Annotated in this window: 9 protein-coding genes; 2 read left to right on the top strand and 7 right to left on the bottom strand. The window is 70.3% G+C overall.

Going from position 1 to position 14,008, the window contains the following annotated elements:
• Positions 1 to 73 precede the first annotated feature (73 nt).
• The 3 genes from AB0M62_RS24795 to AB0M62_RS24805 all read right to left on the bottom strand — a co-directional run bounded on the left by AB0M62_RS24795 (position 74) and on the right by AB0M62_RS24805 (position 3,610).
• A complete protein-coding gene (locus AB0M62_RS24795; RefSeq protein WP_366076479.1) occupies positions 74 to 1,099 on the bottom strand; it encodes a hemolysin family protein in 1,026 nt (341 codons plus the stop codon).
• Entirely contained in the window at positions 1,096 to 2,424 is a 1,329-nt protein-coding gene (locus AB0M62_RS24800; protein WP_366076480.1) for a hemolysin family protein, read from the bottom strand. The genes AB0M62_RS24795 and AB0M62_RS24800 overlap by 4 nt, the downstream gene beginning before the upstream one ends.
• Before the next feature lie 313 nt (positions 2,425 to 2,737).
• Positions 2,738 to 3,610 carry a glycosyltransferase gene (locus AB0M62_RS24805; protein WP_366076481.1) on the bottom strand — a complete coding sequence of 291 codons (873 nt, stop codon included), beginning with the start codon at positions 3,608 to 3,610 and terminating at the stop codon, positions 2,738 to 2,740.
• Positions 3,611 to 4,251: 641 nt separating this feature from the next.
• Between AB0M62_RS24805 and AB0M62_RS24810 the strand changes: the two genes are divergently transcribed.
• Both AB0M62_RS24810 and AB0M62_RS24815 read left to right on the top strand, forming a co-directional pair.
• Positions 4,252 to 4,659, top strand: a complete 408-nt coding sequence (locus AB0M62_RS24810; protein WP_366076482.1) for a hypothetical protein — start codon at positions 4,252 to 4,254, stop codon at positions 4,657 to 4,659.
• Between the two features lie 135 nt (positions 4,660 to 4,794).
• Positions 4,795 to 5,739 carry a DUF5996 family protein gene (locus tag AB0M62_RS24815; protein WP_366076483.1) on the top strand — a complete coding sequence of 315 codons (945 nt, stop codon included), beginning with the start codon at positions 4,795 to 4,797 and terminating at the stop codon, positions 5,737 to 5,739.
• Positions 5,740 to 6,140: 401 nt separating this feature from the next.
• Here the strand turns inward: AB0M62_RS24815 and AB0M62_RS24820 are convergent, their stop codons facing one another.
• The 4 genes from AB0M62_RS24820 to AB0M62_RS24835 are packed head-to-tail and all read right to left on the bottom strand — an operon-like array spanning position 6,141 to position 13,630.
• A complete protein-coding gene (locus tag AB0M62_RS24820; protein WP_366076484.1) occupies positions 6,141 to 7,682 on the bottom strand; it encodes a vWA domain-containing protein in 1,542 nt (513 codons plus the stop codon).
• Positions 7,683 to 7,733: 51 nt separating this feature from the next.
• Entirely contained in the window at positions 7,734 to 10,523 is a 2,790-nt protein-coding gene (locus AB0M62_RS24825) for a hypothetical protein (protein WP_366076485.1), read from the bottom strand.
• A gap of 2 nt (positions 10,524 to 10,525) precedes the next feature.
• Complete coding sequence (locus AB0M62_RS24830) at positions 10,526 to 11,611, bottom strand: hypothetical protein (RefSeq protein ID WP_366076486.1); 1,086 nt, start codon at positions 11,609 to 11,611, stop codon at positions 10,526 to 10,528.
• Positions 11,612 to 11,617: 6 nt separating this feature from the next.
• Positions 11,618 to 13,630: a hypothetical protein gene (locus AB0M62_RS24835; RefSeq protein WP_366076487.1), complete on the bottom strand. Its 2,013-nt coding sequence runs from the start codon at positions 13,628 to 13,630 to the stop codon at positions 11,618 to 11,620.
• Between the last annotated feature and the right edge of the window lie 378 nt (positions 13,631 to 14,008).

Consider the following 14,008-nt stretch of genomic DNA (forward strand, 5'->3'; position numbering starts at 1 on the left):
GCCGGGGCGGCCCGGTGGACAACTGATCGTCGCGCTCATCCTGCGGGGAGAGCTCGCCGGGTGTCGGCTGTGGTCAGTCCGCCGCACCATGGGCGGGTCCGACGAGTTCTTCCAGTACGTCCTCCATGGTGACAAAGCCGATGACGGTGCCCTTTTCGCCGGTGACGGCGGCCATGTGGGTGCCGGCGGCCCGCATGGCGGTCATGGTGTCGTCGAGTGGGGTGTCGATCTCGACCTGGATCACCTTGTGCAGCGCGCTGCGGGGGAAGGGCCGGGTGCGGTCGGCGACGCCGAGGGCGTCCTTGATGTGCAGGTAGCCGAGCACTTGGTTGCCGGGGCCGACGACCGGCAGGCGGGAGAAGCCGGATGCCGCGGCGGCCCGCTCCAGCTGCTGCGGGGTGATCTCGTGGCCGACGGTGACCACCTTGTCAAGCGGCACCATCACCTCACCCACGGGTCGGGTACCCAGCTCCAGGGCGTCCCGCAGCCGCTCGCTGTCAGCGGGCTCGAGGAGGCCGGCTTCACTGGAGTCCTTGACCAGGCGTGCGAGTTCGTCGTCCGTGAAGACCGCGGCGACCTCACTCTTGGGCTCCACCTTCAGCAGCCGCAGGATGGCGTTGGCGAGCGCGTTGATCCCAAGGACTACCGGCCGCAGCGCGTGCGTCAGGTCCACCAGGGCGGGCCCCAGTGCGAGCGCCGTCGGCACCGGGGCCGCGAGGGCGATGTTCTTGGGAACCATCTCGCCGACCAGCATGTGCAGGTAGGTCGCCAGGGTCAGGGCGATGACGAACGCGATCGGGTGGGTGAGCCCGTCGGGGACTCCGATCGCCTGGAAGGGCGGTTCCAGGAGGTGGGCGATGGCCGGTTCGGCAACAGCGCCCAGGACCAGCGAGGAGATGGTGATGCCAAGCTGGGCGGTGGCCATGGCGGCGGAGAGGTGTTCCAGGCCCCACAGCACTCTCTTGGCGCGACGGTCGCCCCTGAGGGCCATGGGTTCGATCTGGCTGCGCCGTACGGAGATGAGGGCGAACTCCGCGCCGACGAAGAAGGCGTTGGTGAGGAGGGTGAGCGCGCCGATGAGGAGCTGGATGGTGGTCATCGGGTTTCCTCCGCGCTCTCCGCGACGGGTGCGGTGACGCGGACCCGGTCGGCGCGGTGGTGCTCAACCCTCAGCACCGTGAACTGCCAGCCTTCGACGTCGAGTCGGTCGACCGGGTCCGGGATGCGCTCCAGTCGGGTGGCGATGAGGCCGGCGAGTGTTTCGTAGGGGCCCTCTGGGGCGTTGAAGCCGATCTCCTCGAGCTGGTCGAGGCGGACGGTGCCGTCCGCCTCCCACACGGGACTGCCGTCCGGCGACGGCTCGAGCTGCATCAGCTCGGGGACCTCGTGCGGGTCGTGTTCGTCGCGGACCGGGCCGACGACCTCCTCGACGATGTCCTCGACGGTGGCGACGCCGGCGGTGCCGCCGTACTCATCGATCACCACGGCCATCGTGCGGGCCTGCCGAAGCCGCCGGAGCAGCTTGTCCACGGGGAGCGAACCAGGGATGAGCAGCGGCTCGGTGGCCAGGTCCGATACGAGGACGTGGTCGCGCTTGTTCTCGTCCAGGGCCAGGACGTCGCGGATGTGGACGGTGCCGGTCACCTCGTCGAGGGTCGCGCGGTAGACCGGGAACCGGGACAGGCCGGTGGTGAGTGTGAGGTTCGCGGCGTCGGCGGCGGTGGCGTGGGCCTCCAGTGCCTTGACGTCGACGCGCGGTGTCATGACGTTCTCCGCGGTCAGCTCAGCCAGGTGCAGGGTGCGGACGAACAACTCGGCCGAGTCCTCCTCGATGGCGCCTTCCCGTGCGGAGTGGCGGGCAAGGGCGACGAGCTCCTCCGGGGTGCGGGCGGAGGCGAGCTCCTCCTGCGGTTCCAGGCCGAACCGCCGTACGAGACGGTTCGCGGTGTTGTTCAAGTGCCGGATCAGCGGCCCGAACGCTGCGGTGAACGCGCGCTGAGGGCCTGCGACCACCTTGGCGACCGCGAGTGGGCTGGAGATGGCCCAGTTCTTCGGGACCAGCTCACCGATGACCATGAGCACGACGGTGGAGACCGTGACGCCGAGAACGGTGGCGACGGAGGACACCGCTCCGGAGGGCGCTCCTGCCGCTTCCAGCGGGCCGCGCAGCAGTGCGGCCAGAGAGGGTTTGGCGAGCATGCCGATGACCAGGGAGGTCACCGTGATGCCGAGCTGCGCGCCGGAGAGCTGGAGGGTGAGCCGCTTGGCGGCCTTGAGGGCGCTCACAGCCCCCCGTTCGCCCGCTGCCGCGGCACGCTCCAGCTCGCTGCGCTCGACCGTGGTCAAGGAGAATTCGGCCGCGACGAAAACCGCACACGCCAGGGTCGGTACAAGGGCCAGCACCAGCAGCAGAACCTCGGTCACCGTGCCACCCCCGTTCGCCGGCTCACACACTGCGAGCACGCGGTGACACGGGTGGTACTGGGAGGTTCACCCATTACGGGTCTGCTGCTCCTTCTTGACTCGGCGGACCGGGCGGAGCGGGCGGACCGGATTGATGCGGCGCTGCCGGCTCGGGCCCCCAGTATCCCCACGTAAATGGCAAAGAGCAAGTAAAGTCGCGTCGCGGAAGCGGGCAACCCTGCCCTCTCAGGACGCCGTGTGGGGACCGGCGCCACACCAAGACCGTCGAGCTGGGGCCTCGCGTAGGCGGGTCCCGTGGCACACCCGCCGACCGTCACCGCCTGGCTCCTTCCAGGTCGAGGCGGCGGGCCGCGGCCTCCACGGCTGTCGGAAGCGGTCTGCGCGCCCGCAGGGCCGCCGGGAGCCGGCCGAACATCTCGCGCAGCGCCTTGCGGGCCTCGGGGTCGTACCTGGCCTCGGACGCGAGGACGCGGGTATGCCGCAGGGCGACGGTCAGAGGGCGGCGCAGCCAGGCGGTCAGCACCGCGTTTCGGCGCATGACCGCGGGCCGCCCGGTCCGGGGCCCGCCGACCGGGCAGTGCATGGCGACCAGCTCGGGCGAGTGGCAGACACCCCAGCCGCAGGCGGCCAGATCGTAGGCCAGAAGCGTTTCCTCACCGCCGAAGAAGAGCACGGGATGGTAGCCGCCCGCCTCGAGGAACGCGTCCCGTCGGGCGATGGCGGCGCAGGCCAGAAAGCCGAGCACCTGGGGCCCCGGCAGATCGGCGGCGCGGCCGAGCGGGGACGTGGCGAGGGTGTGGTTCAACGGGTCGGGTGTGCCCCCGGGGCCCAGGATGCGTGCGGCGAGCAGCCCCAGTCGGGGATGGGCGTCGAGCAGCCGCTCGGCAACCGTGAGGGCGCCCGGCTCCCACCAGGAGTCGTCGTCGCTGAAGGCCACATACGGCGTACGGGCGTGGCGAACGCCGAGGTTGCGACCGACCGCGCCGAGGTTGCGGCACGGCGTGAGCACGGTGACCTGCGGGTGGAGTCGGCGGACAGCCTCGGCGGTGCCGTCGCCGGACGCGTTGTCGACGACGATCACCGGTGGCCGTTCGGGCAGCTCGGCGAGCCGGTCCATGGTGTGCCGCAACTGGTCACGCCGGTCACGAGTGATCACAACCACGGTCGTGCGGATGTCGGTGCTCACGCGTACCTCCTGTGGTCGGACAGGGCTTCAAAGGCGCCTTCCGACGGGTGCCCGGCAGCTCAGGCCCATGCTCCGCGACCCGCCGCCACGCCGCCTGCAGGGCGGGATTGCCCGCGACGGGCGCGGAGGCACAGCGGCACCCCGGGAGGAATGAACAGGGCAGCGCCACCAAGGTGCCGCCGCCGAGTCCTGGCGAGCACTCCCGTGGCAGAGACCTTGGTCCATTGAGCTGATGGGGGCGAGTCTCTACGGCACCTTCTCCTACCACACCTCCCTACCTCACCTCGCGCCTTCGTCACGAGACGCCGTCGTGCCGCGTCCCGAGCGCGGAGTGCCGCAACCGTGGGACCGCTCGTGCACAGGCACTACCGGTCGAGCTTGTCGGGCAACCCCGCACGAGTACCGGCGTTTTCGCCCCCGACCGCCGGGCCCTCGGTCATGCCGCCGTCCTCGCTGGAGGTGAACACCCTGGCTGTGCTTCGGACTCACGCCTGCATCGCTGACACGGATGTGTGAGCACGGGGACATCGGATACACGGAGAGCACCTCCGCACAGAGGCGACACCTCGCGGCGCGTGGCGGTCGGGCGCGTGGCGGTCGGGACAACGGAGCAGTCAACTTTCGCAACCAAGGAGAGCCGAATGACGCACGAGGACCGCCGACTGCCCGACCTCGGCGATTCAGCTGCCCCGGCAGCCCCGCCCACCGATGCGGAGAGGGCGCTGTGGTCCTCGATCCGCAAACAGGCTTCCGGCAAGTCTCACCGTGAGGTCAAAGCCGCGTTGGAGGCAGCCAAGGGGGAAGCGGGGCGGACCCCTCAGACTGACGGCGGCCGCTGCGCCCGCGCCCAGATCGACGAATGGGAGCGGATTCTCGAGACACTCGCCGACCATGACGGTCCTTATGATCCCGACGCCGACCCGTTCGTGCAGGGTCAACTGATGGGGCAGCACGACCGGGAGGCGTACGAGCACCAGCATTCCCTGCTCCCTTCGGCCATGACGTCGCCTCCCGACGAGTGTCCGCGGGCCGAGCAGCGCCCGGGGTGATGCAGGGTGTGCCGGTCGCCGGCCCCAGACGGCGACGCAGCTCCGCCGGGCCGGTCGACGCGCCATGCGTCTCCAGAAGCGGTCATCATGGGATTGTCCGGCCGACAAGGAGCGTCGGGCAGGAAGGGGAACGCGATGGATCTGTTCCCTCCGATACCGCGCGCCGAGTGGCGGGAGACCAAAGAAACGCTGCACCGGTTCGAGCAGGTCGTCGGCAAGATCCGCCTCGCGGCGAGCGTCCGGCGCAACCACTGGTGGAACGTCCCGTTCCATCTCACCGGCCGAGGCATCACCACGCGTCCGATGGGGCGGGCGGACGGCAGCCCGGTTTTCACCATCGACTTCGACTTCGTCGACCATCAACTGGTCGTCGCAACGTTGGAGGGCGCAGCGATGTTCGTCCCTCTTCCCGGGCAGTCGGTGGCATCTTTCCACGACAGGACCTGGGCGGCCATGGCCGCGCTGGGCGTGCGGATGGACATCGGCAATCCCAGGCCGTACGACCTGCCGGACTCCGCTCGGCCGTTCTCCGAGGACACCGAGCACGCGACCTACGATCCCGTACATGCCAACCGCTACTGGCAGGTTCTCAGCCAGGTGGCTCTGGTGCTGGAGGAATTCTCGGCCCGCTTTTCCGGAAAGGCCAGCCCGGTACACCACTTCTGGCACACCTTCGACCTCGCCCACACCCGTTTCTCCGGGCGTCACGTCGACCAGCCGTCGCGGGTCGACCCCGTAACACGGGAGGCGTACTCCCGTGAACTGATCAGCTTCGGATTCTGGTTCGGCGACGACACCTTTCCCGAGCCGGCGTTCTACTCCTACACCGCGCCCGAACCCGCCGCCTTGGCGGAGGAGCCGCTCACCCCGGCCTCGGCGCGCTGGGTCGCACGCAATGACAGCCATCTGGCCGTACTGCCCTACGACGCGGTCCGCTCCGAGAGTGATCCCCGTGAGGCCCTGCTCGGCTTCTACGAGCGCGCGTACCAGGCCGGAGCCGGGCTCGCGGGCTGGGACACCGCCCGTTTGGCCTGCCCCGGCGGGATCACGGATCCGCAGTTGTCGGTGCGACGCACCTGATGTGTGAATGCCGGTGCCCGTCCGCGGGCACAGATCATGCGACAGGTCGAAGCTGTGAAGGCCGAGCTCACGGAGGCCGGCGCCTGGGTTTTCGCCAGTGGCCTGGGCCGCCGAGCACCGCAAGCGTGCTGCGGCTGAAGGGCGACGAAGTGCTCACGACCGGCTGTCCGTACACAGAGGGCAAGGAACACCTGGGCGGGTTCACGGCCATCCAGGCACCCGATCTCGACGCGGCGCTCGAATGGGGGCGCAAGCTCGCGCGGGCCGTCACACTCCCGATCGAGGTGAGGCACTGGAGCACGGGTCCCACGGCTGAGAACCGGTGTGCCACAGGCTCCTGCCGGGGAATGCTCACGCAGCGGCACCCGGCTTGCGTGAGCCTTCCCGCGGCCGTCCTGCCTCTAACGCCCCGACTCGTAGCGGAACTCGATACCTGACAGCAGCACGCTGCTTCCCGGCGCGCACACGGCTTCCCGGGTCGCACGGTCCGCGATCCTGCAACGCAGGCGCAGCGAGGGCTGACGGCTGCGCGGGCCCGGCAGGCCCTTGATCCAAAGGGTTCCGCTGCCCTCGATGAGGGGGGAGAGATCGGCCGTGACCGTCCGGCGGCCCTGCAACGGGATGAGCAGCGGTGTGGGCCGATCGACTGCCTCGGCCATCAGAGTGCCGCCGATCGAGCGGTAGGAGCGCCGCAGGGCGTACAGAGCGGCGGCCGCGCCCGCAGCGAGGACGGACAGGAGACCGGCCCACCAGCCGAACGCGGACGACGTCCGCACGCTCCCTGTGACGGACAGCGGTTTCCCGGACGGGTGTTCAGCCAGTTCAGGGGTCAGACCGCCGAGATGATGCTTGATCGACCCGGACAGGGGCGAGGACACGGCTCCGGCGACGGACAGCCGCCAGGTCGCAGGCTCGGTGCTGCCGAACAGTCCGCTCCGCTCCTCGGCGGCGGCGGTCAGGGAGAGCACGACGTCCTGCGTCTGCCCCGGTTCCAGCTCGAGGCTCTTCGGCAGCGCCGGAGAGAAGCGCACACCGTGAGGCAGCCCCCGCAGTGACAGGGCGTCAACACGTACCGGCATTACCTCGGTTGTGGCGGTCAGACGTATCCGGATCTCGCTGCCCGTCCTGAGCTGTTCGTCCACCTCCTCCGGCCAGGAAACGGTCACGCCCTTGCCTGCTTCGGCCCGGACCGCCTGCCTGGCCTGTTTGATCCGGGTGTCGTCGTGCGCCTCGGCCATCGAGCGGCTCAGATCCGCCTCCGACGCGTCCAGCATCTTGTAGTGGGGGAAGGCCTTGGCGAGCACGTCCTCGAGTTCGTGTGCCTCCCCCAGAGGGATGCCGTATCCGGTCAGTCCCTCCGAGCCGGGCAAGGTGGCGGCCTTGCTGCGCAGTTCGGCCCAGCCCGGACTCTTGAACGTCTCGAACCGGGGGTCGTCGGGGGCGTTGAGTTTCGCATCGGACAGCAGCAGCACTCCGGAGGCGTCCGCCTCGGACCGGCGCAGACCGTCCAGGCCGGACTCGAAGGCCCGGCCGAAGTTGGACCCCAGGCCCGTGGCTCGTGGGGGCAGTGCGTCAAGCTGTGCCTGTGCCTCGGCCTTGGGTACCAGTTCGCAGTCCCGCGCACCCGTACTGAAAGGAACGAAGCACACCTTGTCCTCGGCCGTGAGGGAAGCGAGGAACTTGGGGAGCACGTCCCGTACTTTCGCGTAGTACCCGTTCCTCTCCATGGAGTCCGAGGTGTCCACGACCACTGCATAGTTCCCGCCCTGCCGGCCACCGATCCGGTCGAGCAGGGTTTCCAGGCCGATCGCGGGCTCCTCGGCGGCGTAGGCCGGCTGGGACAACGGCATCAGCCCGAGGGCCAGTACGGACATCGCGGCCGCGGCAAGGAGCTTCCGGTTGCGGCGGGGCGACGGGGTCGGGACGCCGACGGGTTGGTGCATGCGATCCAGTCCTTCTGCGAGATGTTGGAAGCGATGTGGTGCGGCGGGGGGTCAGCCGTCATCGCGGCGCCTGCGCCTGGAGTGCTTGCTCCGGCTGCGCGGGGACCAGGGGAAATGTGAGCGCCATCGGGCCCGTCGCAACGCACGGAAACGACCGCGGCGCTCCTTGAACTCCTTCTTCTCCTGCCCCAGGACCTCTTTGCCGTGCCAGCCTCCGCCGGTGGGGGTGGAGGCCTGTTCGGAAACGATCCAGACCCGGAACTCGTGAACCACTTCACGCGCCACGGAGGGGCGGCACAGCCCCTGGACGACGAGTGCTTTCTCCAGCTCGTGGAGGAGCGCGTCACGGTCGCGGACATCGGCACCCTCCCACCACCGCCCGACGCGGACGAGGGCGTCATGATCCCGGCTGCTGACGGCGACGGGAGCCCAGAGCTGGGCGATTTCAAATGCCCTCAGCCGCTTGCCGACTGCCTTGTCGAGACGGTCCCACTCCTCTGCGGGACTCAGGGGGAAGGTCGGAACGCGGGGGTCCGCTGCCGTCGACGGGGGCAGCGACGTGGCCGGGGACGACGCGGGCGAGGGCGACCAGGTGACCGAAGTGGCGGGAGGGTCCGCCTGCGGCTCCGGCTCCGGTTCCGCCCGGGGCTCCGGCTCGGGCTCCGCATGCCCGTGATCCGCCTCCCACGATGCGACCCGGGCGGCCACGGCCTCGCGGGCGCGCCGCACCGGTGCATCCCCCAGCACGGAGAGCAGCAGGTCTCCCCCGGGCTGCCGCGGTTCGTCCCGCAGGACCAGTTCGGCCAGCGCCTCAGCGAACAGGTGAAGATCCCGACGCAGATACTCGTCGAAGTAGAGGTCGGCGATCTCGTCCCGGTAGCGCATGCTGTCCCGGGCGTCCGACGGCGGGCCTGTGAGCGGCCGGCCCGCCAGGCAGCGCAGGACGTCCGCCCGCGCCCGGCACTCCGCCCACAGTTGCGGCTCGTCCAGGAGCTGACCGAGGTCAGGCACGGCGGAGGCCGGCGGCCCCGCCTCCGGAGGATGATCCGAAGCCCGGTCGGAGCGGCGGCCCAGGATCTGGCCGAGGAGGCTCCGTGATGCCTGCGGAGGAGGGCTGACCCGGTTCCGTTCGTCCTTGGCCGCGTTCAGCAGTGCCTTCCACAGATAGCGCACCACCGAACTCACCCGTCCCGCCGACCCCGGCCCCGACTTCGCTGCCGCGGCGAGGACGAGGACCGCGTCGTCGGGGGAGTCGGGCGTGGTGTGCATCGGCGCCAACGGACCACTCTGGTCGTCCCATGCGGCCAGCGGCATCCAGGCGCGCAGCCAGGGCTGCGCGTACTGGCCCCAGGGCCGTACGTAGTCGAGCCACGCACCGAGCCGGGTCACGTCGCCCGCCTCGGCGTACAGCAGTGCCTGGGTGAGCCGAGGCGCCTCCCGCAGCACCAGGTGGGAGGCGGGGCCGCCGCTGCGCAGGGCTTCGGGTCCGAGAGTACGCAGAAGTTCCACGACATGGTCGGTGGGTTCCAGGACCATGCCCGCCTGGCAGCGGTCGATCAGCGCCCGGAGCACCTCGTCGTCCTTCCGGCACTGGGTCACGAATTGCCACAGCAGCTGCTGCCGGCCGGCACTGCATCCGGAGTCGAGATGCGCGGCGAGATCCTCCGGAGTGGCGAGCAGCTCTTCGACCACGTGTACGGTCACGTCGTGGCTGGTCTGCGGATCATGCCAGTGGTCGCGCAGCGGCTCCCGAGGCGAGTCGTCCACATGTTGGACCGCGAAGCGGTACAGGACCTCCTGACCCTGCGACGGCGGCTCCCCGTTCCGCTTGCTGTTGAGCGCTTGCGCGACGAGATCCGGAGTGCCCCGGTTCTGGTCCACCGCCGCGACGGCGTGACGTACGAGATCCAAATGGGCCAGACTGCCCAGAATCCGTGCGTGGTCGGTCAGTTGTAGGGGCTCACGGAGTCCTGACAGTGTGCGCAGCACCGCCTCGTGGCCCTGGGAGTCGATCAACCGCCGGAGTGTCTCGCCGTACTCGCGCGCCAGGCCGTGACCTATCAGCGGCTCTCCCAGGCCGGTCTTGCGGGCGTGGGGGGTGTGCGGCGGCCCGAAGGCGAGCCGGGTACGCGGTCGGCGCATGCCGTCCATGCAGTTGCCGACGGCGAGGTCGCTGCGGACTCCGTAAGGAAGGAAGCCCGCCACGGCGTCAAGCACGGTGAGGCGTTCGTGGGGGCCCAGGCGGCTTGCCCGGGTGATGACCACCGGTTCCCCGGAGAGCAGGCCGGCGGCGACCGACGCGGCCCAGTGGGCAGCAGCGGTGAGACGGTTCACGCCCTGAGTGCCGGTCGCCGGCGTACGCAGTGAGTCGGCGATATGGCCGAGGCCGATGAGGGAGGAGGCCTGGTCGTCCGGCAGGTTGACCACCGGTACCGTGGTGGGGTTGCCGGCCGGTGGGAGCACGATGGCTTCGACGGCTCGCCAGAGCGTCAGGTATGTCGCTCCCCACGGTGCGATCTGGTCGTACGGCACCATGAAGAAGCGCGTGGGAGTGATGAGCCTCCCGCTGCCGTCCAGTTGCTCGGACGGCTCCATGGCCGAGACGGCCACCCACCGCTCCCCTTGCGACGTCAGGCCGTTGACCGTGATCCAGGGCAGACGGTCCGGATTGCCGCGGCCGCCGGCCGGCGGATTGCCGGGGGCCGACGTCTTGATGTAGCCGTCGAAGACATGCCGCTTCCCGGCGCCTCCGCTGCAGTGGAGCACACCGTACTCCTGCAGGGAGCCGGGCTCCTTGCCGTACCAGGCCCAGTGCGCCAGGACCTCTTGCACCCTTTCCATCGTCATCCTCGTTTCCGAATGCCGAGCAGCAGGGCTATCACCGGGTCCATGACGTTGTGCGGACTGATGGGGCCGAGGATTTGCGGCCTCCCGTCCACCTGGTTCACGTTGCCGAAGTGCCTGAGGTCGACGCCTCCCCCGGGCAAGGTGCCGAATCCGACGGCCGAGGTGGCGAAGAAGTGGATGCGGGACGGGTGGAAGCTGGCCCGGATGGCCCGTCCGATGAGGCGCATGGAGCTGCCGTGCAGATCAGCGGCCAGCCAGTCGAAGAATCCTTCGGGGTCCGGCACGACGGGGGTGCCCTGCGGCCCGAGCTCGGTCCAGCCTCCGCGTCGTGCCCGCTCGAACACCTCGGGATCGTCGAACTTGGTGACGCAGACGGCGATGTGGTGGGGCAGGTAGGGGCCGTCGAGCCTTTGCTTGTCCATGCAACGTCGGGTGAGCCGGGCGAGAGTGCCGTTGAGGTAGGCGAAGGAGTCCCCGTCGACCGCCTCCCGCATGGGATCGAAGAGGTAGATGAGGCCGGCGGAGCGGGCCAGGTGATCGGTGCTTCTCTCCGCCTCCGCATGCCGGTGCATGTCTTCGTACGCGCCGCCCGGCACGTCCAGAACGCTGAGCTCGAAGTCCATCCGGTTAGTGGCACGGGAGCGGCGGAATCCCCTCTTGGCGTAGCGAGTGCCAGTCAGATCACCGCGGAAGAGCCAGCTCAGCTGACCGGAGTCCTGAGTGGCTGCGGGGAACTGCTTGTTGATGGCCAGTTCCCTGGATGTCTCGACCAGGAACGCCTCGGACACGTCGTCGGCGGCCACCACCTGCCAGCGTCCGTACGAACCCCCCGGGTCGAGGGCGGCGAGCCGTAAGGCTCCGAGAAACGTCGTCTTGCCTGATGTGGGAGAACCCCACAGTCCGATGCGTATCCCGTCGTCGGCCTCCGGTCGCGGGCGGGGGATCGGCCGCACCTCCTCGGGCGGCGGCGGGGAATGACTGCCGGCCCAGGCCGGAGTGGCTTCGGCCTGGGGCTCGTCCGGTTTGGCTGCCGCCATCAGTTCCGGAGGGAACCGGACCTCTCCCGGCTCATCTGCGCTCATGGCTCCTCATCGCCCTTCTGGCTCTGCCGTACCGCCGGGCAGGCGCGTGTCGACGGCCAGGTAGTACGGATCGGCGTGATCCGCCGGCATCGGCGAACGAGCCGGCCCCGGGGTGGGGCCGGCGCCGTCGTCGGCTCCGTCAGGCATGTCGATCATCAGGCCGGGCACGGCGGCTGGGTGCCCGGCGGCGCGGTTGACGCGGACGACCACGTCCTCGGGAACGTGGGAGTCCAGCACAAAGGAGTCCTGGCGCCCCAGTTCTCGCCAGGCGCGCTCGATCCGGTCCACGGTCTGCGGCCGCCGCCAGGGGTCGGACCGGTCGGGGAACGGATCGCGCACAGCGATCACGCGCAGGTGCAGATGTGCGCGCAGGTGGTGCAGGGCCTGCTCCCAGTCGAGCTGGCCGGGACAGGGCAGCGCCTGATCCCTGCCCTGTCGCGGGGGGTGAGGCGGCCGGCGGCCGAGCACCACGAGCAGCCGTCGGGCCCCGGCTCGCCAGTAGCCCGAATGCGCCGCCGCCTCCAGGGCCTCCTCCAGTGGAGCCCCGTAGTCGTCCTCCAGGGGCGAGGGCGAGAATCCCGTCAGAGCCTGGGCCGCGTCCTGGGCGGAGCCGGGGCCCCAGTAGCGCAGCGGTTCGCCTCCGCTGCGGCTGCGGCCGACGGCCCGGAAGGTGTGGTCGGCGTAGCCGATGACACCCACGCGTAAGAGGCCGGTGGCCGGCCAGGTCGCGCCGAGCCGGTCCAGCACACCGCGCAGAAAGGTGATGCGACGCACGAAGTCGGTTTTGTGGCCGCCGAGTTCGAGCAGGACGAGCAGATCGGCGGCGGGGACGGGCGTCTGTTCCGGTGAGGGGCCGCCCAGCAGCGTGTCCTTGTCGAAGCTTGCCTCGGCGATCGGTTCCGGACCGTCGAATCTGAGCTTGCCCGGCTCATCGAGAATCACGGTCACCTTGGTGCGCCGCCCAGGTTCGAGCCGGGTCTGTCCGGTCCGGACAACGGTCCAGTCCTGCATGCGCCGCCCCTTGGCAACCACGACCGGCAGCGCGAACGTCATCGCGTCCTCCCGCGGCGAGGCGAGCAGCGGCACAGCCACCGACAGCTCGCCGACGTCCGGCAGTACGGTCCCGCAGGGAAACAGCAGACGGGCCCGGGCATCGGGGGCCGAGGCCGTCCCTCGGTCGGGGGAACGGGTGAGGAGCGCGTAGCTGTAGCGCAAGGGGACTCGGCGGCAGGCAGCCGCGACGATCTCCGCCAGCCGGCGGGGGTCGTCACTGTCAAGGTGGATGCGGGCGGAGGGCGGTGCGTGCCTCTCGAGCAGAAGAAGCACGTGTTCCGGCCAGCGCCAGCCCGAGACCCAGCTCACGACGACCAATGGAACGGCGTGCCCCCGGCCGCGGACCGTGTCCAGGCGCGTGAGCATCCTGTCGACGGCTGTGCCGAGCCCGTTCTCCCAGGCGACGTCGGTGGCCCTGGGCACGCCTCCGGCGCCGTAGGGAGCCGAGGCTCCGATGCCACCCGCCAATAAGAACTGGCGTTCCGGCGGGGAGTGCCGCAGCCAGGTCACCGCCTCGGTCCAGTCGAGGGCGGCGCTGCGCTCGGTGCGGGAGCGCAGGGCCCCGGTGTCGTCGCGGCCGACTTCCTCCAGGGCGAGCCCCGAAGGTGAGACGCCGAGGAAGTGAGCGGCGTCGAGTTCGTCCGCCGCCAGGGCGGTCAGCACCGAAACCGCGCCGGCCAACTCGCCCGTCGGAGCCCGGTCGGTGCTCTCGCCGAAGCCGGCGGTAACACCCGGCGTCCGGTCCCCGGCCGGTACGGGTGCTTGGCGGATCAGCGACCGGAGCTGCGGATGAATGCGCCGGCCCCGGCCGACTGCCGCCGCGGTCTCCGGGAAGCGCCCACCGGAGGCGAGCATCGCGGCTCTGAAGTCCCAGCGCCAGGCAGCGAGACGTTCCCGGGCCCGGGCGTCGGGCATCCGCGCGGCGGCCGGCTCCCAGCCGCAGACAGTACAGCGCGGGCTTTTCACGCAGGTCCAGCAGACGGGACACAACTCCGCTCCAGCACCGTGCGGATGGTTGTCAGTTATGCCCGGCTGGTCGATCGGCTCCGGCCGACCCCAACGCGGGCGGCTCACCGAGCCGCCTCCCGGCCGGGATGTCCCGACGGGCGCGCGCGATCAGGCGCGGCTGGTTCGACGATGGTGTTCATTGGTTCCCCCCTCGGACCGGCGCAGCCGCTCTCTCCGTCTGACGACAGGGAGGCGCGTTGCCGGCCAAGCGCCGACCTGCGGCCCCTCCCCCGGCAACCCCGGGAGTTCGGCCTCGGGCAGCGCAACGTGCCTGCGCGGCGGACGGCGGAGAGTGGCCTGAACCATGCGCTCCGCCGTGACGCGTCACCGATCGTA

It is taken from the genome of Streptomyces sp. NPDC051219 (assembly GCF_040682335.1).
GTDB lineage: Bacteria > Actinomycetota > Actinomycetes > Streptomycetales > Streptomycetaceae > Streptomyces.